The organism is Brevibacterium sp. Lmc1 (assembly GCF_057654315.1).
The window spans coordinates 3,161,808-3,181,106 of sequence record NZ_CM172803.1; the positions used below are offsets into that span (position 1 = coordinate 3,161,808).

A 19,299-nucleotide genomic window follows, 5' to 3' on the forward strand; every position below is an offset into this window, starting at 1 on the left:
AAACTGTCCGTTTGCGACCATGATTTCGCATTGGCCGACCATTCTTCTCACCTACGCCGGCGCCGAGAGGCGTGCCTCCACGCCGGCGATGATCGTCTCGACACCGAACTCATAGACCGCTCTGTGGCTGGTCACTGCCTGGTAGGCCTCGCCCACGGCTGAGCCCACTCTCCCGGAGACGGGATATCCCTCGTCGGGCATGACCTGTTCGAGGAACGGGGCGTTGGCGTTCCACCAATCCACATCGCTGACGCCGGAGTCGTCGGCAAGCTTCTGTGCATTGATGCTGTTCGAGGCGCTGGCCGAAGCGTGCGACTCGACGAGTGCGACGGTGTGGTCCATCGCAATGTCGTCGAGGCCGATCCCTTCGAGCGCCCCGAGCTCCCACTCATAGCGGGCGGAGGTATGGGGGCCGATCCAGGGTCTGTGCGACTGGGCAGCGACCAACCACGGGTGGCGGTGGTACTCGTCCCACAACAGGTCGGAGATCATGCGCAGTCGCTCCCCTACACCCTCGGGGAGTTCCGGCAGAGCGGTTCGGCCGATCACCTCGTCGACCATGAGTCCGATCAACCCCGACCGGTGCGGAACGTAGCTGTAGAGCGACATGACAGAGACTCCGACCGCCTCGGCGACCTTGCGCATCGACAGCGCCTCGAGCCCTTCGGCGTCGGCGAGAGCGACACCGGCCGCAATGATCTCGTCGACGCTGAGCTTGCGGCGCGGTCCACGTCTGCCGGGCGCGACTTCGAGGTGCTCGCGCCACAGCAGGCGGAGCACGACGTCCACGGACTCGGGATCGAATCCCGAACCATCTGATTTCGAATCCATGCTTGCAGTCTACTCCGTGCGGTGTACACTGTTTCAGTCCACCTTAATTCGTACACTGTACATAGTTAGGATTGCAGATGCGTGAAGCAGTGGAGAAGGACCGCGGTCGCCCAGCAGTGCGGGCGACCGGGCTGGTCAAGAACTATGACAATGTCCGGGCCCTCGACGAGCTGGAGATCGAGATTCAGGCCGGCACGATCCACGGGCTCCTCGGACCCGATGGAGCAGGGAAGTCAACGCTGGTGAGTGCGCTGAGCACCCTCATCACCCTCGAAGCGGGAACGGCGGAGGTCGCCGGCCTCGATGTCAGTGCTGACCCGGGTCAGGTGCGGCGACGGATCGGTCTCGTCGGCCAGTCCGCGGCGCTCGATGAGATTCTCGGCGGGCGTCAGAATCTCGTCATGTTTGCACAGCTCTTCGGCCTGTCGCGTCGCGATGCGGCGAGGCGTGCTGATGAGCTGCTGGCAGGCTTCGGCCTTGCCGAGGCAGGCGAGCGCCCGGCGAGCACCTATTCCGGTGGGATGCGCAGGCGGCTCGACATCGCGGTGGGAATGATCCTCGATCCACAGGTCCTCTTCCTCGATGAACCGACGACCGGGCTCGACCCGCGAGGTCGCATCGACGTCTGGAATTCGGTCACCGCGATCGCCGAGCGGGGCACGACGGTGCTGCTGACCACCCAGTACCTCGAGGAAGCCGATGCTCTCGCCGACCGCATCTCGATCATGAAGTCCGGGCGCATCATCGCCGAAGGAACCCCTACCGCACTCAAACGAGCCCGCGGCGGGGACCGGATCGAGGTGACGGGGGCGACAGCGTCTGAGGCTCGGGCGATCCGAACGGCCCTAGTCTCCACGGACGGTCCGGAGATCGCACTGGACGAGGACACAGGCGTCGTGACCTGCCCTGCCGCCGGCGGTGCCGGAGATCTCAGCGCCGTCGTTCGTCGGCTCGATGCCGCCGGAATCGTCGCAGACGACATCGTTCTGCGCAGACCCACCCTGGACGAGGTATTCCTCGCCCTGACCGAGAAGGAGGACGCATGAGCATCGTTCGAGAGGGCCTGATCCTCAGCAGAAGAGACCTCGCCCATTGGGGCCGCCAACCCTGGACGCCGATCTTCAATCTGCTCTTCACCATCATGCTGCTGCTGGTCTTCGCCTTCATCTTCGGCGGTTCGATCGAACTGCCGGGAGGCGGCGACTACATCCACTTCCTGTTGCCGGGGATGATGACTCTGGCGATGATGTTCGGCGTGGAAACGACCATGACGACTATGGCCAATGATGCCAAGAAGGGAATCACCGACCGGTTCAGGTCGATGCCGATCAGCGATGCCTCGGTCTCATTGGGCCGGGCCGGTGCCGACATGGTCAGCTCCACTGTCGAGATCGTCATCCTCCTCATCGGCGGATTGCTCCTGGGATGGCGGGCGACGAACTCCCCACTGGCCGGGCTGCTGGCGGTGGTCCTCCTCCTGTGGCTGCGGTTCGCCGTTCTGTGGATCGGGATCTACCTCGGACTCACCGTCGGCAAGCACGAAGGAGCGACAGTTCTCGTGCAGGTGCTGGTGTGGCCGATCGGCTTCCTGTCCAACGTCTTCGCCGCCCCCGAGTTCATGCCGAACTGGCTGGGCGCGGTCGCGTCGTGGAATCCTATATCGGCCACAGCGACGGCAGTGCGCGAGCTCTTCGGCAATCCCACTGGGGTCACCGGCGGGTGGCTCGATGACTACAGCCTGCTTGCCGCAGTCGCCTGGCCGCTGGTCATCACCGCAGTCTTCGTGCCGCTCTCGGCCCATGCCTACCGGAGATTGAGGAAGTAGGTCGCCGGCCAGAGGGACAGCTGGCCAGAGGGACAGCCGGGGCCCTGCAGGGCCGGGTCGATGACCGCGCCCGCCGCGTTCAACCCCGGTCGTCGGGGACCTGGCTCGATTCCTCCATGGGAACGACCACCTCGGTGTCGGGGGCCTGGTCCTTGAATACCCAAGTGCGGTAGGCGTAGAAGCGGAAGATCATCGCCAGTCCGATGCCGATGACATTCGTCGAGATGTTGTAGGTGAGCTGGTCGCGCATATCGAGCAGGTACCAGGTCACACCGAGGGGGATGACGGTGATGATCATGCCGACGAGGTTGACCGCGACGAACAGGACGATGCCGCGCATGTTCGAGTTCGTGGTCCGGTCGCCGTAGGTCCAGAGCTTATTGCCCATCCACACGACGATCATCGACAGAATAGTCGAGATGATCTTCGACTTGATCGGACTGCCCTCGAGGAGGGCGGGGATCGGACCGAACCCGTAGGCCAGAAGGTTCGACAGGCCCACGTCGACGATATAGCCGAGCCCGCCGACGGTGAGGAACTTGAAGGCTTCCACCGCCAGGCGCCGGAGACGGTCCGAGAATGACTCTTTCATAACTGCACTCAGTCTATGGCCCGATGTTTCGGACTCGCTGGATGCGGCGCTGGGCGAGCCAGAGGACGAACGCGAAGGTGACGGCGAGCGCCGGCCAGAACGTGTACCGGAAATGATTCGCCGGCACGATCGGGAAGTACCCGAAGATGTAGCACAGCGCCGAGGCGGCCAGGACCGTGATCTCGGACCAGAAGGACCGCGGCCGGTGGGCAGACGCGTTCAGTTCGCGACGGGTGCGGCTGTGCGATCGGTACCCGAGACCGAGCAGCAGAACGGCGCCGAGGGTCCAGAACCAGGGCTTGAAGAGCATCGGGAAAGTTCCCAGCGCGAAGTCCTCGACATACGGTCGGAAGATGTAGTCAGCCTTTGCGCTCCCTGCGGGCAAGCGTGCCTTCTGGGCATCGCCGTCCCAGTCGGCTTCCCAGTATTCGAGCTTCGAGGTGAAGAAGTAGGAGGAGTAGACCGATATCCGATATTCGATGTAGCTGACCGGATGAGTGACGACTTCGCTCAACCACAGCGACTTCAGCTCATCCTGGTAGGCAATGGGACTGAATGCCTTCCCAGTCGTGCCTCTGCCGTAGCAGTTCCAGTAGGCGTCCCAGATCTCGCCTCTCTTCAGGCATTTGTCGCGCGCAGAACTGATGTGGTCTTTGAGCGCTCTGGGCGCGTCAGACGACTGCAGTCGAGATTCCGGCACGGAGAACATCACATCGTCGAGGAAGATCTGTGAGATCTGGCCGGTCTTCGTCACTCCCATCTGCGAGTCGATGACCGCGTCGGTGACTTTGACGCCTCCGCCGATGAGTCCGAGCACGATCAGCGACGAAACCGCCGTCAGCAGAAAAGGGCGTCCTTTCTTCGCGGAGTCTGCTGTCGGCTCTGAAGTCTCCGGTGACGCGGAGTCTGCAGACGTGGCAGAGTCTCCAGATCGTCCTCGCCGATGGCGCCACAGATGCACCAGGCACCACCCGCCATACACGGCGATCGGGACGACCGCGAACACCGCATTCTTGCGCACCCCCACCGCGTAGACGAGGAGGGCCAGCGTCGGAAGCCACAGCAGCCACGTCTTCGGAACCAAGCGGGTGATCATGATGAGGACGACGGCGAGCAGGATGGCCACGGCCATCTGCGAATCCTTCCACAGCGTCGTCATCTGGGAGACGACCCAGGGAGTGACCATGATGGTCGGACCCAAGAGCGACACCCACCTCGGCGCCCCAGATCGGTGGACGAGCACCCCGATTCCCCACGCGGCCGCGGCCAGCAGGCCGACCTGCAGCAGGAGCAGACTGCCCGGGTCTCCGGTGATGTCGATGAGGATTCTCCACACCGCGCTCATCACCGGCGCATGCCAATCGGAGTACGGGATCTTTCCGGTTGCCTGCAGGTACTGATTGGCGATATCGACGTTGACCCGGCCCGGCCAGAACAGGCGCAGGAAGATAAACGACCATGCGACGGTGAAGAGAGCAAGCAGCAGGTCCCATGCCAACGGGGACGTCAGCCACCTGCGAATAGCAGAACGACTCATGAAGCGAAGCGTGCCCGCACCTGCCGGTTCGGCTTCATCCGTGCTGCGTCGGCAAAGATCTCTGCCTCCGGGGCTGAAAACTCTCGGTCCGCGGGAGCAGTCTGCTGCGGCGTCTGACGCTGCGTGACGGGTCGACCGGTCACCGCGGGCAAGCTGAGATAGACCAGGCGGGAAGTCTCGCGGCGAGCCCTGCGCAGACCGTCCAAGGTCAGGCCGACGCTGCCGAGCAGGAACGCCAGCCCCATGAGCGCGGTGGCAAGAATCGCAGTCGGGAACCTCGGCACGAGCCCGGTCTGCCAGAACTCCCACACCACGGGCAGACCGAAGACCAGCGACAGGGCGGCGAGCACGACCGTCAGCGTGCCGTAGAACAGGCGGGGTCGTTCATGGCGGACGAGAGCCGAGATGAGCCCGAGGATGCGGAACCCGTCCTTGAAGGTCGAGAGTTTCGACTCGCTTCCGTCGGGTCGGTCACGGAAGTCCACGGCCACCTCGGTGGTGGGAAGGCGCAGCGACATCGTGTGCACGGTCAGCTCGGTCTCGATCTCGAACCGACGGCTGATCGCGGGGAACGACTTGACGAAACGGCGGGAGAAGACGCGGTAGCCCGAGAGCATATCGGACACCTGCGAACCGAAGAGCCACCCGGTCAGCCGGTTGAACATCTTGTTCCCGGCTTCGTGGCCGGGACGGTAGGACGTGGTCTCCTGATTGTCCTGGCGAACACCGAGCACGTGGTCGTAAGGGCCGGAGATCAGCGTATCGATCATCTCGGGCAGGTGGGCCGCCTCGTAGGTGTCGTCGCCGTCGATCATCACGTAGATATCGGCATCGATGTCGGCGAAGGCGCGGCGTACGACATTGCCCTTGCCGGGGACGTTCTCCTTGCGCACGATGGCACCGGCTTCGGCAGCGCGCTGCGAGGTGCGATCGCTCGAGCAGTTGTCATAGACGTAGACCGTGATGCCCGGGACGGCGGCCTTGAGGTCGCCGACGACCTTGGCGACGGTGATCTCCTCGTTGTGGCAGGGAACGATCGCCGCGATCCTGCTCGATTCTTCGTACATTCACCGGTCCCGTCGTGGAGCTCGTCCGCCCGCCGGGTACACCGGGCAAGCGAACCTGTCGATCAACCACAGGTACGCCCCGGACATGGACATCGGGTTACGTCGGAGGAAAATGCTGCTGGATTCTGCCCCGACTTCGACCGCCGTTCACCGTCTCGTCATCTCTGCCGCCGAGGCGGTCGAGATCAGTTGACACCGAAGAGAGCAACAACGCCCTTCCCCGCCGCAGTGAGTTCTTCGTCACGATGAGCCGCCAATGCGTCCTTTTATGACATCTCATGACGCCGCCGAGGCGATTCCTTGTCATCCTGAATCGTCGGCCCTACTGGACCGTAGACCGGCCCATCCCCAAATCTCTGCCGTCCACCACCGTGCGCGGCATTCGTCAACCACACGAGGAGGCGCCTGTGATCGAACTGCGCGCACTGCGGAAGGTGTTCGGAGAGACCGTCGCCCTGGAGGAGATCGACCTCTCGGTCCCCGCCGGAGAGATCCACGGCATCGTCGGCCGCTCCGGCGCCGGCAAGTCCACGCTCATCCGCTGCCTGACGGGGCTCGAGTCCCCCACCTCCGGGACGGTGTCGATCAACGGCGTCGACCTCACGAACCAGTCCGGTGCCGGACTGCGCGAGGCCCGTCGCAGCATCGGCATGGTGTTCCAGCACGTCAACCTCCTCGACTCGAGCACCGCGCTGAAGAACGTGGCCCACCCGCTCAAGATCGCCGGCGTGCCGAAGGCCGAACGCCTGGCCAAGGCCCGTGAGCTCCTCGAATTCGTCGGCCTCGGCGACCGCGTCGACAACTATCCGGCTCAGCTCTCGGGAGGACAGAAGCAGCGCGTCGGCATCGCCCGAGCACTGGCCGCAGAGCCGAAGGTGCTGCTGTGCGATGAGCCCACCTCGGCGCTGGATTCGACGACGACGGATCAGATCCTCAGCCTCATCCGCTCGCTGCGCGACCGTCTGGGCATCACCGTCCTCATCATCACCCACGAGATGTCCGTCATCCGCGAGATCTGCGACTCCGTGACGCTGCTCGCCGACGGGCGCGTGGCCAAGACCGGGAAACTCGCCGAGGTCATCGCCGAGCCCGGATCGGTCCTGGCCAAGGATCTCGTCCCTCTGCCTCCGGTCAGCCTCGACGACGGGGCGAGCCGCCTCGTCGAGGTGTCCCTAGCTGGCACCGATCTGCCCACCGTGCTCACCGCCGCACGGAATGCCGGAGCGAGCGCCGAGGCGATCCTCGCCGGAGCCGTGGAGACGATCGAAGGCCGCCAGGTCGGTCGGCTGCGCTTCTCCGTCGACTCGGCCGAACAGGCGAAAGAGCTGATCAGCGCCCTGAAAGCCGATGGAATCTATGCGGAGGAGGCTGCCTGATGAACGATCCCACATGGTTCGACAACCCGGCGATCACCGATCAGATGTGGCCGGCCACCATCGAGACTCTGCTCATGACGGCCTGGTCGACCGGACTCGCCGTCCTCTTCGGACTGCCCTTGGGCATCTGGCTGTTCACCGCGTCGAAGGGCGGGCTGAACTCGAACCCGGTCGTCTACCGTGTGCTGTCCTTCATCGTCGACATCACGCGCTCGATCCCCTTCATCATCCTCATCATCGCCCTCATCCCCTTCGCCCGATTCGTCGTCGGCTCGGCGCTGGGCTGGCAGGCGACCGTGGTGTCACTGACGATCGGCGCGATCCCCTTCTATGCCCGTCTGGTCGAGAACTCGCTGCGCGAGGTCTCCGAAGGCAAGATCGAAGCCGCACTGATGATGGGCGCCTCGAACGGCCAGGTGATCCGTCAGGTCTACGTTCCCGAGGCTCTGCCCGGTCTCATCGGAGCAGCCACGGTCACCTCGGTGACGCTGGTGTCCTATACCGCGATGGCCGGTGCCGTGGGCGGCGGCGGCCTGGGTGCGCTGGCGATCTCCTACGGCTATCAGCGCTACCAGGCGGACACGATGATCGCCTGCATCATCGTTCTCGTCCTCGTCGTCACGATCATCCAGTTCATCGGCGATCGGCTGGCCCGCACGGTCGACCACCGGTGAACCGCCTCGGCGGCGTCGATCACGTCCGGCGCGGCGACGGAACTCCGAGTTAAGTGTGCTCAGATTGTCCGAATCGGCGACGAATCCGGCAATCTGCGCACACTTAACGGCCACCACTGCTCATCCCTTTGCACAACACACATCAAGGAGAATCATGAAGACCAAGCTCATTGCGATCGCGGCCAGCGCGACTCTGCTGCTCTCGGGCTGCGGACTCGTCGGCGGCGGCACCGACTCCGTCGGCGAGAAGGACGGCGACATCACGAAGCTCACCGTGGGTGCGACCCCGGTGCCGCAGGGCGACATCCTGCGCTACGTGGATGAGAACCTCGCCGAGGATGCCGGCCTCGACATCGAGGTCACCGAGTACACGGACTACACGCTGCCGAACAAGGCGCTCAACGACGGCGACATCGACGCGAACTACTTCCAGCACAAGCCGTACCTCGACTCCGAAGTCGAAGGCCAGGGCTACGAGATCACCGGCTTCGAGCCGATCAACCTCGAGCCCTTCGCGCTGTTCTCGAAGGACATCAAGGACGTCAAGGACATCCCGAAGAACGCCAAGATCGGCATCAACAACGATCCGTCGAACCAGGGTCGCGCGCTGAAGATGCTCGAAGACGCGAAGCTCATCACCCTCAAGGACGGCGTGGACGCGGTCGACGCGAAGCTCTCCGACGTCGAGGACAACCCGAAGAACGTGAAGTTCGTCGAGGCCGACGCCGCGCAGCTGGCTCGCACCCTCGAAGACGTCGATGCTTCGGTCATCAACGGCAACAACGCCCTGGAAGCCGGTCTGAGCCCGGCCAAGGACGGCATCCTGCTGGAGAAGGCCGAGGACAACCCATACGGCAACTTCCTCGCCGTGCGTACGGAGAACAAGGACGACGAGAACATCAAGAAGCTCGACGAGCTGCTCCACTCCCCCGAGGTGAAGAAGTTCATCGAGAAGAAGTGGGCCGACGGCTCCGTCCTCCCCAGCTTCTGACCCCAATTGCTACCTGACGGCGGCCCAGCAACCTCGCGCGAGGTTGCTGGGCCGCCGTCGGGTTGTTTGGGTACGAAACGCCTCTCGATTCGCGGGGAACCGCGATGACGGAGGAGACTGGTCGTTACCGAAGACCACAATGGCGCCTTCGTCAATTTGACGTACTTCCACGATGGCGGCACGCGTCGTCTCCCGCTGGGGAGAGAACGGAACGATTCGATGACCACACGAACTCTGCAGCTTTTCGCTTCGTCAACGTTGACCGCTTTGGCAGTAAGCGGCTGCGCTCCGGGTGAGGCTCAGTCGTCGGACGACAGCGACTCCCACACCGAAGCTTCAACAGAATCAGCGAACGTCTCTGACCGCCAGCGACTCGAAGAGCAGCTCAAGGATCTCGAGGACCGCTGCGACGCGAGAGTCGGAGTCAGCGCATTTGATACCGAGTCCGATGAGTCAGTCGACTACCGAGCAGACGAGCGCTTCGGCTTCGCTTCCTCACTCAAGGTGTTCGCTGTCGCCGAACTCCTCGACCGCACGTCACCGAAAGAAATTGAGAAGAACGTGTCCTGGACTCAGGCCGATGTCGATGAGGCCGGATGGACACCGGTGACGCAGAAACACGTCGACGACGGACTGCCGCTCGACGACGTTGCCGAGAGCGCGCTGAGGGTCAGTGACAACCTGGCGATGAACATCGTGCTCGACGAGCTCGGCGGGCCCGAGGCCCTCGACGACGCGCTGGAGAAGTCCGGTGATATGACGACCGAGGTCACAGACGAAGAGCCGGAGCTCAACGACGTCAAAGATGGCAGCAGGGACAACACCACCACTCCGGCCGCATTCACCAACGATCTCCACCGCCTCCTGGACCCGCAACAGCTCTCGGACGATGATCGCAGGGTGCTCTTCGACTGGATGTCGGCGAACGAGACCGGCGACCCGCTCATCCGCGCAGGCGCACCCGAGGGATGGGTGGTCAGGGACAAGTCGGGGCACTCGGATGCGATTCAGAACGACATCGCAGTGGTCACGCCTCCCGATCGCCACCCCATCGTCATCTCAGTGATGACAGAAACCGATGACCCCGAATCAGAGGACGGACCAGCCCTGGTCGCTGCCGTCGCCGAGGTGGCGCTTACCGAATTCGAATGAAGCCAATCCTCTCCAATTGCTACCTGACGGCGGCCCAGCAACCTCGCGCGAGGTATCTGAGCCGCCGTCAGGTTGTTTGGACACGCGGCAGCTCGCCTCCTATCCCCTTCGAGATCCCCGTACCCGGACGGTTGAGTCGATGAAACAATGCGAACAGACACACCCGTCGCTGACGAACAACTGGTCTCTCAAGGAGGAGCACATGACACGAATCGGTTTCATCGGAGTCGGAGAGATCGCCTCGGCGATGGTCGAAGGTCTTGCCGACAGCGAGGCGAAACCCGACTTCCAATTCTTCCTCTCCCCACGCAATGCAGAACGCGCGGCGAAACTCGCTGACTCAATCGAGTCCGCCACGGCCTGCCAGAGCAATCAGGACGTCATCGACCGCAGCGACCTCATCGTCCTCGCAGTCCTGCCGCAGCAGACCGACGCAGTCCTGAACGATCTCGACATTCCTGCCGAAAAGACCCTGGTCAGCGCCGTCGCTGGAATCTCAACGACCACGCTCGAAAACCGGCTTCCGCATTCCCCGACGATCGTGCGCGTCATCCCCCTGCCCGCCGTCCGCGAGCGCAAGGGAGTCACCGCCGTATACCCGGCCAATGACGCGGTCGAAGGGCTGTTGAGTCACCTCGGCGGATCAGTGACCGCAGCAGATGAGACGATGTTCTCCACGCTCTCAGCGGTGACGGCGACGATGTCGGCGCACTTCGCGTTCCTCCAGACGATCACCGCGTGGCTGGTCGACCGCGGCTGGGACCAGGCGGATGCCGATCACTTCATCCGCGGCCAGTTCGTCGGACTCGGCACCACTCTTGCGCAGACAGACGAGCCCATCGACAACCTGGTCGCAGCTCACGAGACCCCGGGCGGCCTTAACGAAATGCTCAATAACGAGTGGATGAACGAGGCCAACCGCAGCTCCCTGGCGTCAGCTCTCGACGCCGTGTTCGACCGCGTCACGAAGTCCGACTGACCCCCAGAACTACCTGACGGCGGCCCAGCAACCTCGCGCGAGGTTGCTGGGCCGCCGTCAGGTAGCAATTACGTATCAGAAGAGGCCGGTGATGTTGCCGTCCTCGGTGACGTCGATCTTCAGCGCCGAGGGTTCTCGCGGCAGGCCGGGCATCGTCATGATGTCGCCGGCGATGACGACGATGAACCCGGCGCCGGCCGATAGCCGCACGTCCTTGACCTCGATGATGTGGTCGGTCGGTGCCCCACGCAGGCTCGCATCCGTCGACAGCGAGTACTGCGTCTTCGCAATGCACACGGGCGCATCGCCGTAGCCCTCATCGGTGAACTGACGCAGTTTCCGTTTCACCTTGGCCGGAAGATCAACATCTTTGGCCTGGTAGATCCGCTGAGCGATCGTGCGGATCTTGTCCTCCAGCGGCCGGTCGAGGTCATAGCTGTACCGTGCCCGCGACGCCGGATCGGCAGCAGGAGCTTCGGCGTCCCCCGAGGCGGTGCCGGCGACGAAGACCGAGCCGTCATCGACAGCGGCCCCGGCATTGCCGATGCCGCCCGCAGCCTCAACGACCGCCTCGGCCAATGCAAGAGCACCCTTGCCACCGTCGGCCCAGTGTGTGGACTCCACGGCCGCAACCCCAAGACCGTCCAGGTGGTTGATCGCCGCAGCCATCTCCTCGTCGGTGTCCGTGGGGAACCGGTTGAAGCACACGACGGGCGTCAGTCCGTAGATCTCGCGCAGGTTCCGGCAGTGCAGCTCGAGGTTGCTCATGCCCTCCAGCACCGCACCAACATCAGCCGAGTTCACATTGGCAACGTCGACTCCCCCGTGGTACTTCAGGGCCCGCAGAGTCGCGACGACGACCACGGCAGAGGGCCAGATCCCGGCGGTGCGGCACTTGATGTCGAGGAACTTCTCGGCTCCGAGGTCGGCACCGAAACCGGCCTCCGTGACCACCCAGTCCCCCAGCGCCAGCCCGGCCTTGGTAGCCAAGAGACTGTTGCAGCCGTGGGCGATGTTCGCGAACGGTCCGCCGTGGATGAACGCCGGCGAATGTTCCAGGGACTGCACGAGGTTCGGCGCCAGTGCGTTGCGCAGCAGCGCGGTCATCGCGCCCGCCGCCCCGATGTCCGCAACGGTGATCGGCTCCCGCCCCCTACTGTGGGCGAGCACGATCCGTCCCAGCCGTTCCTTGAGATCAGCAAGCGAGGTGGACAGGCAGAACACCGCCATGACCTCGCTGGCGACGACGATGTCGAAGGCATCCTCGCGGGGCACTCCCCCGTTGATCCCGCCGAGTCCGACGACGACTCCGCGCAGGGCTCGGTCATTGAGGTCGACGACACGGCGGAGGTGGATACGCCGCGGGTCGACGTCGAGCTCGTTTCCGAAATGGATGTGGTTGTCGAGCATCGTCGCGGCAAGGTTGTTCGCCGCAGCGATGGCCGCGAAGTCGCCGGTGAAGTGGAGGTTGATGTCCTCCATCGGCACAACTTGCGCGTATCCGCCTCCGGCCGCCCCGCCCTTCATTCCGAAGACCGGGCCCATGCTCGGCTCCCGCAGCGCCAGCACGGCCTTGCCGATCTCGGGTTTCGACCGCGCGAGTTCGTTGAGTCCATCAGCAAGACCGATGCTCGTCGTGGTCTTTCCTTCCCCTGCCGGGGTCGGGCTCATGGCAGTGACGAGGATGAGCCTGCCGTCCGTGGCAGTCTCGGCCGCCTGGTCGAGGACGTCGATCGGCACCTTCGCCTTCGTCCATCCGTGGGGAATGATGTCCTTCGCGTCGAGACCCAGCCCAGCGGCGATATCGACGATGGGATCGAGCTCGGCGCTGAGCGCAATATCCATATCTGTGGTCATAAGGCCATCATGCCCGTTCTGCGAGATTTTGTGACCTTCACCGACCCGAGAATTCGCGCAATGTGCACTGAGTTCCGCCCACCGCAACATCGAACTCGCCGAGGCGGCCGACCGCTCACCCCGCATACTCCGAGCACTCCGGGCACCGAGTCATGAGGTCGTGCCGGCAATGGCGAACATGGAGGAGAAACCTCTCAGCTGAGTCCAGCGCGGTCCGCTGCGCCCGAATCGCCGAGAGCCGAGCAGCGATCACCGAGGCACGGCCGGTCTCCCCACGATGCAGGATCGCCCGGATCTCGGCAAGGCTCAAGCCCACGCTCTGACACGACAGCACGATCCGACACCGGCTCAGATGCTCATCCGAATACTCACGGTGCCCGGCCGCAGTGCGGTCCGGCACGACGACGCCTTCGTCCTCCCAGTGCCTGAGCACATGCGCGGCCGTTCCCAGCTGCGCTGCCGCATTCCCGATCTTCATGACTCCATGATGACACCTTGACTTCAGGTTGACCTGAAGTTCTACCGTCGATCCATGATGACGCCGACCGATCGCAGCCCCGCCCTCCGCATATCCACCGACCGCATCACCTTGAGCGACGGCGCCGAGGTGGCCACCACGACCCTCGAACCGACCTCCCACGACAACGTCCAGGACCGCCTCTGCGAGGTCATCATCTGCCACGGAACCCCGTGGTCAGCACGGATGTGGCTGCCGCTTGCCCGCGAGCTCGCCCAGACGAACCGCGTCCGCCTCTGGGACATGCCCGGCTACGGCGACTCGATTCCCGCCACATCCGGCGATTCCATCCCCGATCCCTCCGAAACGTCGGCACAGCCGACGGACAATCCCCTCGCCGAGGCGGCCCCCGCCGTCGATCTCGTCACCCAACGTCATCGACTGGCCGAGCTCATCGACTGCTGGGACGTCTCGAATCCCCACGTCATCGCCCATGACATCGGCGGCGCTGTCGCTCTCGGCGCACACCTGCTCGAAGGCTGCGATTTCGCGTCGTTGTATCTGCTCGACATCGTCACTCTCGACCCGTGGGGCTCACCGTTCTTCCACCTCGTCGCCGAGAACGAAAAGGTCTTCGCCGCCCTCCCACCTCGCCTCCATCGCGCCCTGGTCTGCGAATACATTGCCGGCGCGGCGGCCATGCCAGCCGACGAATCGCCATCGGGCGAAGACCGTTCGAGTCTCAGCGAGGAATGGATCGCCGCACTCAGCGCACCCTGGCGCACCGACGCCGGTCAAGTTGCGTTCTACCGGCAGATCGCCGCGCTGCGCCCCGAGCACACGGCGCCCGTCGTCGACCGCCTCGGCGAGGTGCGCTGCCCGGTCCGTATCGGGTGGGGGTGAGGACGATCCGTGGATTCCGGTCGACCAGGCCGATCGCCTCGCCGAGGCGCTTCCCGGAAACCCGCACGTGGCCCGGTTCCCGCACTCGGGCCACCTCGTGCCGCTCGAGGCACCGCACGATCTGTTCGTCGATGTGACCGCTTGGCTCGACGTGTGAGAGTCGTGTGCGCGAAGATGGCGGTATGCGCGCATTCGACGAGCTCGTCACCGAGGCACAATCCGCCGATGTCACTGGCTGGGGGTTCGACTGGCTCGCTGGGCGCACCACCGAAGAGCGACCACCCTGGGGTTACGCAAGTCTTCTTGCCAGGCGGTTGTCGACGGCAACGGCGGCCCTCGACATCGATACCGGCGGCGGGGAGGTCATCGACGAGGCACCGGTGCTGCCGCCGCGCATGGCGGTGACCGAGTCGTACCGCCCCAACATCGCCGTGGCCCGTCACCGGCTCGGTCCGCGTGGCGTCGATGTCGTCGAAGCCGACCCGCACAGGCTGCCTTTCGCCAACGGCAGCTTCGACCTTGTCACTTCCCGCCATCCCGTGAGCCCCGCCTGGTCGGAGATCGCCCGGGTGCTTGTCCCCGGAGGCACCTATCTCGCCCAGCACGTCGGTCCGGCCTCGGCGTTCGAGCTCATCGAGTTCTTCCTCGGATCGCTGCCGGAAAATCGCCGCTCACGGCACCCGCAGACCGAATCCGAATCCGCCGAGGCGGCCGGACTCACGGTCGAAACGCTGCGCACCGCGCGCTGCCGCATGGAGTTCTTCGACGTCGGTGCGATCGTGTGGATCTTGCGCAAATGTCCGTGGTGGGTGCCCGATTTCTCGGTTGCCGACTATCTTCCGCAGCTGCAAGAGCTCGACAGGCAGATGCGCAACGGCGAGCCCTTCGTCGCGCATTCGACGCGGCACCTCATCATCGCGTCAAAGCGCTGAGGCAATTCATCGCGACAGGACGCTGAGACACCTCGCCGCCAGATCACATCGTCGAAGCGACGCCCACCCGGAACCGATCCGGAACATCGCCGGCACCCGTAGCGAGGTCGGCGGCAAATTCGCCGAGCAGCGGCGCGAATTTCGCCCCGTGCCCCGAACAGGCCGAGACGATGACGAGACCGTCGACTTCGTCGATGACGAAATCCTCGTTCGGAGTGTTCGTGAACAGACACGTCGTCTCCGCATACGGTTCCGGAATGAGTCCCGGCAGGTTCCGCTTCGCATAGTCGATCATCCGAGCCCGCATCTCCTCGGTGATCTGTCCGTCCTGGTCAAGAGCCGAATCGATGACCTTGCCACCGTTGAACTGCGCGAACTTCTGCCCCGCGAAACCGGCGTCCCGCCCGCCGGGCAGTCCGTAGGTGAACATCTCCCCGGATTTGTGGATGAACGTCGGCCACGGTGTGCTCGGCCGACCGTCCGCACCGGCATCACGGTAGGGCATGTGAAACGCCTGTTCCTGCCGGACTTCGAATGTCGGCAGCGCCTCGAGGAACGCTTGCGGAAGACCAAGATCGCCGAGGAGGTCGGGCAGCCACCCGCCCGCCGCGACGATGACGCGGTCACCTTCGACAATGTCCCCCGGCGCCGAGATGACACTGAAGCCGCCCGCGGATCGTCGGGCCACCTCGGTGACCGTCCAATCTGTGAGGATCCGGGCACGTCCGGTGTCCACCGCACGGTCGATCATGGTGGTCACCGTGGTCTCGGCATCGATGACGCCGGCGGCGGGGTGCCACAGCACGTCGGTGTCGAAGGCGAACTGCGGCCACCGTTCTGCGGCACTCTCGGGATCGAGGACCTCGTACTCAACGCCGACATCATCGAAGATTTCGGCGAGCAGATCGGTGTGCCGGGCGTCGCCGAAGTCGAGCGCTCCCGTGCGGGTGATCAGCTCAGTTCCCGATTTCGTTTCGAGGTCGTCCCACAGCTCACGCGCACGCACAACGAGTTCGGTGTAGAGACGATCCGGATAGGCGTAGCGGAAGATGCGGGCCGAACCGTGGGAGCTGCCACGATCGTTGGCCGGGGTATGCCGTTCGAGCACGGTGACGTCCTCGCCACGCGAGGTCAGCGAATACGCGGCCGCGGCACCAGCCAACCCTGCTCCGATGACGATATGAGAGACCAAAACTCTGCTCCCCTACTCGGATCGCTCTACTCTCGGATCGCCTACTTCTGCTCGGGCAGCATTCCCGCGGCCTCGACGGCGCTGCGGACGATCTCCTCGAGACCGAACTCGGCCTTCCAGCTGAGCAGGGCGGAGATCCGGGTGACATCGGCGACCAACGCAGGCGGATCACCTGCGCGACGCTCGCCCATGTCGGGGACGATGTCACGGCCGGTCACCTCGGCGATGGTGTCGATGACTTCCTTCACCGAGGCGCCGGTACCGGTGCCGACGTTGAACACGGTCTCCGTGGTGCCGCCGGCCTTCATGTAGTCGAGGGCGGCGATATGCGCCTCGGCGAGGTCCTTGACGTGGACGTAGTCGCGGATGCATGTGCCGTCGGGGGTGTCGTAGTCGTCGCCGAAGATGATCGGCGCCTTGCCGTCCTTCAGCCGTCCGAGCACGATCGGGATGAGGTTCATGACGGCGGTGTCTGCGAGTTCGTTCCAGCCGGCGCCGGCGACGTTGAAGTAGCGCAGCTTCACGGCATTGAACGTGGTTCCCCGCATCTGCGAGGCGGTGATCTGGTTGTCGATCATCCACTCGCCGATGAGCTTCGTCTGGCCGTAGGGGTTGATGGGTCGGCACTCGAGGTCCTCGGGCACCATGTCGACATCGGGCATGCCGTAGGTCGCCGCTGAGGAGGAGAAGACGAGCGATTCGATGCCGGTCGCTTCGACGGCTGAGAGGATATTCGTCAGCGCGCCGATGTTCTGCCGGTAGTACATGACCGGCTCTTCGACGGATTCACCGACCTGCTTCTTCGCGGCGAAGTGGATGATCGAGTCGACGCCGTGTTCCCTGATCGCGGACACCAGGCGTTCCTCGGCGTCGGCGGCGGCGAGGTCGAGGTTGACCACAAGAAGGCCCTCGACGCGAGCGTCGATGCCGGTGGAGAAGTCATCGACGACGAGCACATCGTCGCCGCGTTCGGTGAGCAGTCGCACCACGTGCGAACCGATGTAGCCTGCCCCTCCGGTCACCAGAACTGCCATTGACCGCGTCCTCCTTCGTCTCTTCGACACGTCGGTATCAGAATACGCGTTCAGGTGTCCGAGTTCAGATTCGGTCTGAAAACCCCGTGAGGAAAGCTTCGGAATTCGCCGTCCCCCTGGCCAGGAACAGACGGCCCTGCCACAGTGGGAAAATGCACATCCTCCTTATCTGCGATCCCGGGCCTCCGAGCCGCCGTGTGGCCTCGTTCAAGGACGAGTTTGCCGAACTCCTCCGGCAGGATTTCGAGTCGGAGGTGACTGTCGAAGTGTGCACGGAGGCGCTCCGGGTCCAGGCCGACCACCGACTGGAGTTGTCGACGCTCGATGCGATCGTCGACCGCTACCCTGACGCCGACCTCGTCATCATGCTCACGGACATTCCGCGCCACACCCACGGCAAACCGCTGATCGCCGAGGTGCTGCCCGAACGCAATGTCGCCGTGATCTCCTACCCACCCTCGGAGCGCTGACGACGAAGCGCCGTCTGTTGAAGATCTATATGGGCTGCCTCAATCAGCTCCTGCCCGATGAGCACCTGCCTGCCAAGGCGCATCGTCTGCCGCGCTGGGGGCAGTGGTCGAGCAGAGCCGAATCGGGGCGTCGCACGCTCCACTCGCACACATTCACGGGCGGTCCCCGCCTCGTCCTGGGCATGACCATGGCCAATGAGCCGCTGCGGATGGCCCGCAGGCTCTCACGAGCCATGGCCGCAGCCGCTGCCACAGGAGCATTCGGCATCTTCTACAGCTCCATCTGGCAGATGTCCCACCATCTGTCTACCGCCCGCCTCATCTCGATCGGCGCCATCGCCATCGCAGTCATGGTCGGCTGGCTGATCACGATCAATCGCCTCTGGGATCGCCCGGTCAATGAACGCCTTGCTCAGGTCGTCTTCTACTACAACCTGTCCACCGTACTCACACTCATCATCTGCGTGACGGGCCTCTACGCTTTGCTGGTCATCGGCATCCTCGCCGGAGGGCTCATCGTCATCGACCCCGAGTTCATGGCCCAGACGATCCACCGGCCGGAAGCCCGGCTGACGAACTACCTCGACATCGCGTGGTTGAGCGCAGCGATGGGCGTCGTCGCCGGCGCACTCGGCTCAAGCTTCGACAGCGACATCGACCTCAAGAATCTCACGCACGCCCAGCGGCTGCGTTCCCGCGTCTATATCGCCCAAGACGATGAGTCAGGCACACCCTGACGGGGGTTACGTGCCATCTGCGGCAGCGTTATGGTGGCCACAGACTCCGGGTCAACGCGAAACCGGAGAGAACAGGAGCAAGAATCATGACACAGTCAGTGACAGTTCCCGACCCCCATGGCTCAGAGAAGACCACTCGCGAGAACGCCGAACGCGGCTTCGTCGCCTCCGACGCCCTGACCAAGAACCTCCAAACGGTTCTGGTTGACTTCATCGCTCTGAGCCTGACTGCCAAACAGGCGCATTGGAATATCGTGGGCACGAACTTCCGCGACCTCCACCTCAACCTCGACGAAGTCACGGACATCGCCCGTGCAGGCAGCGATGAGATCGCTGAACGCATGCGTGCCCTCCACGCCTCTCCGGACGGTCGCCCCGCGGTGATCGCCGAACAGACAGGGTTGCCGGAGTTCCCGAACGGAGAGATCAGCACCCACGACGCCATCGACCACGTGGTCGCGTCGATCGAGGCAACCGTGGCGTCGATGCGCAGCACCCATGACGAGGTCGACCCGGCGGACCCGACGACCGCCGACATCTTCCACAGCTACATCGCCCAACTCGAGCAGCAGGCCTGGTTCATCAGCGCAGAGACCCGCACACCCAAGTGAGTCGGTGCGACTGAGCAGCCACTCTGGTCTTCGGGCCGCCTCCCCGTCCTCACGGTCGGGCAGGCAGCCTTTCGTCGTCGAC

At 64.2% G+C, this 19,299-nt stretch carries 20 protein-coding genes; 12 read left to right on the forward strand and 8 right to left on the reverse strand.

Going from position 1 to position 19,299, the window contains the following annotated elements; all coding sequences use genetic code 11:
- Window positions 1-51: 51 nt before the first annotated feature.
- A complete protein-coding gene (locus AC239G_RS14140) occupies window positions 52-831 on the reverse strand; it encodes a TetR/AcrR family transcriptional regulator (RefSeq protein ID WP_181272506.1) in 780 nt (259 codons plus the stop codon).
- A gap of 77 nt (window positions 832-908) precedes the next feature.
- Here AC239G_RS14140 and AC239G_RS14145 point away from each other — a divergent pair, with 77 nt between their 5' ends.
- Entirely contained in the window at window positions 909-1,877 is a 969-nt protein-coding gene (locus AC239G_RS14145; protein ID WP_487489102.1) for an ATP-binding cassette domain-containing protein, read from the forward strand.
- A complete protein-coding gene (locus tag AC239G_RS14150) occupies window positions 1,874-2,656 on the forward strand; it encodes an ABC transporter permease (protein ID WP_181272504.1) in 783 nt (260 codons plus the stop codon). The genes AC239G_RS14145 and AC239G_RS14150 overlap by 4 nt, the downstream gene beginning before the upstream one ends.
- A 79-nt stretch (window positions 2,657-2,735) precedes the next feature.
- Here AC239G_RS14150 and AC239G_RS14155 read toward each other — a convergent pair whose 3' ends face one another.
- Genes AC239G_RS14155 through AC239G_RS14165 form a run of 3 tightly spaced genes read right to left on the reverse strand, consistent with a single transcriptional unit; the run spans window position 2,736 to window position 5,852 of the window.
- Complete coding sequence (locus tag AC239G_RS14155) at window positions 2,736-3,248, reverse strand: GtrA family protein (RefSeq protein ID WP_181272503.1); 513 nt, start codon at window positions 3,246-3,248, stop codon at window positions 2,736-2,738.
- A gap of 13 nt (window positions 3,249-3,261) precedes the next feature.
- Window positions 3,262-4,785: a hypothetical protein gene (locus AC239G_RS14160; protein ID WP_487489103.1), complete on the reverse strand. Its 1,524-nt coding sequence runs from the start codon at window positions 4,783-4,785 to the stop codon at window positions 3,262-3,264.
- Window positions 4,782-5,852, reverse strand: a complete 1,071-nt coding sequence (locus tag AC239G_RS14165) for a glycosyltransferase (RefSeq protein ID WP_229664254.1) — start codon at window positions 5,850-5,852, stop codon at window positions 4,782-4,784. Before AC239G_RS14165 ends, AC239G_RS14160 begins: the two co-directional genes overlap by 4 nt.
- A gap of 407 nt (window positions 5,853-6,259) precedes the next feature.
- On the opposite strand from AC239G_RS14165, the gene AC239G_RS14170 reads away from it, so the two are divergent.
- From AC239G_RS14170 to AC239G_RS14190, 5 genes are all read left to right on the forward strand, one after another.
- Complete coding sequence (locus AC239G_RS14170) at window positions 6,260-7,228, forward strand: methionine ABC transporter ATP-binding protein (RefSeq protein WP_139908749.1); 969 nt, start codon at window positions 6,260-6,262, stop codon at window positions 7,226-7,228.
- A complete protein-coding gene (locus AC239G_RS14175) occupies window positions 7,228-7,902 on the forward strand; it encodes a methionine ABC transporter permease (RefSeq protein ID WP_139468372.1) in 675 nt (224 codons plus the stop codon). Before AC239G_RS14170 ends, AC239G_RS14175 begins: the two co-directional genes overlap by 1 nt.
- A 154-nt stretch (window positions 7,903-8,056) precedes the next feature.
- On the forward strand, window positions 8,057-8,893 hold the full coding sequence (locus AC239G_RS14180; RefSeq protein ID WP_139468371.1) for a MetQ/NlpA family ABC transporter substrate-binding protein: 837 nt from the start codon (window positions 8,057-8,059) through the stop codon (window positions 8,891-8,893).
- Window positions 8,894-9,112: 219 nt separating this feature from the next.
- Window positions 9,113-10,045 (forward strand): class A beta-lactamase, encoded by a 933-nt coding sequence (gene bla, locus AC239G_RS14185; protein WP_482400604.1) that lies wholly within the window; start codon window positions 9,113-9,115, stop codon window positions 10,043-10,045.
- A gap of 202 nt (window positions 10,046-10,247) precedes the next feature.
- The gene (locus AC239G_RS14190; RefSeq protein WP_487489104.1) at window positions 10,248-11,024 is read left to right on the forward strand and encodes an NAD(P)-binding domain-containing protein; all 777 of its coding nucleotides are present in this window, start codon (window positions 10,248-10,250) and stop codon (window positions 11,022-11,024) included.
- A 75-nt stretch (window positions 11,025-11,099) separates the two neighbouring features.
- On the opposite strand, the gene AC239G_RS14195 is transcribed toward AC239G_RS14190, so the two are convergent.
- Window positions 11,100-12,881: a formate--tetrahydrofolate ligase gene (locus AC239G_RS14195; RefSeq protein ID WP_487489105.1), complete on the reverse strand. Its 1,782-nt coding sequence runs from the start codon at window positions 12,879-12,881 to the stop codon at window positions 11,100-11,102.
- A gap of 115 nt (window positions 12,882-12,996) precedes the next feature.
- Window positions 12,997-13,359 carry a MerR family transcriptional regulator gene (locus AC239G_RS14200; protein WP_487489106.1) on the reverse strand — a complete coding sequence of 121 codons (363 nt, stop codon included), beginning with the start codon at window positions 13,357-13,359 and terminating at the stop codon, window positions 12,997-12,999.
- A 54-nt stretch (window positions 13,360-13,413) separates the two neighbouring features.
- On the opposite strand from AC239G_RS14200, the gene AC239G_RS14205 reads away from it, so the two are divergent.
- Window positions 13,414-14,241: an alpha/beta hydrolase gene (locus AC239G_RS14205; protein WP_487489107.1), complete on the forward strand. Its 828-nt coding sequence runs from the start codon at window positions 13,414-13,416 to the stop codon at window positions 14,239-14,241.
- Window positions 14,242-14,423: 182 nt separating this feature from the next.
- Window positions 14,424-15,173: a class I SAM-dependent methyltransferase gene (locus AC239G_RS14210; protein ID WP_487489108.1), complete on the forward strand. Its 750-nt coding sequence runs from the start codon at window positions 14,424-14,426 to the stop codon at window positions 15,171-15,173.
- A gap of 43 nt (window positions 15,174-15,216) precedes the next feature.
- Here AC239G_RS14210 and AC239G_RS14215 read toward each other — a convergent pair whose 3' ends face one another.
- Both AC239G_RS14215 and galE read right to left on the reverse strand, forming a co-directional pair.
- On the reverse strand, window positions 15,217-16,365 hold the full coding sequence (locus AC239G_RS14215; RefSeq protein ID WP_487489109.1) for an FAD-dependent oxidoreductase: 1,149 nt from the start codon (window positions 16,363-16,365) through the stop codon (window positions 15,217-15,219).
- A gap of 41 nt (window positions 16,366-16,406) precedes the next feature.
- The gene (galE, locus tag AC239G_RS14220; protein WP_487489110.1) at window positions 16,407-17,399 is read right to left on the reverse strand and encodes a UDP-glucose 4-epimerase GalE; all 993 of its coding nucleotides are present in this window, start codon (window positions 17,397-17,399) and stop codon (window positions 16,407-16,409) included.
- A gap of 152 nt (window positions 17,400-17,551) precedes the next feature.
- On the opposite strand from galE, the gene AC239G_RS14225 reads away from it, so the two are divergent.
- The 3 genes from AC239G_RS14225 (at window position 17,552) to AC239G_RS14235 (ending at window position 19,217) form a co-directional block, all read left to right on the forward strand.
- Window positions 17,552-17,869, forward strand: a complete 318-nt coding sequence (locus tag AC239G_RS14225) for a hypothetical protein (protein ID WP_487489111.1) — start codon at window positions 17,552-17,554, stop codon at window positions 17,867-17,869.
- A 17-nt stretch (window positions 17,870-17,886) separates the two neighbouring features.
- Complete coding sequence (locus AC239G_RS14230) at window positions 17,887-18,606, forward strand: hypothetical protein (protein ID WP_487489112.1); 720 nt, start codon at window positions 17,887-17,889, stop codon at window positions 18,604-18,606.
- 86 nt (window positions 18,607-18,692) lie between these two features.
- On the forward strand, window positions 18,693-19,217 hold the full coding sequence (locus tag AC239G_RS14235; RefSeq protein ID WP_487489113.1) for a Dps family protein: 525 nt from the start codon (window positions 18,693-18,695) through the stop codon (window positions 19,215-19,217).
- Window positions 19,218-19,299: the final 82 nt, after the last annotated feature.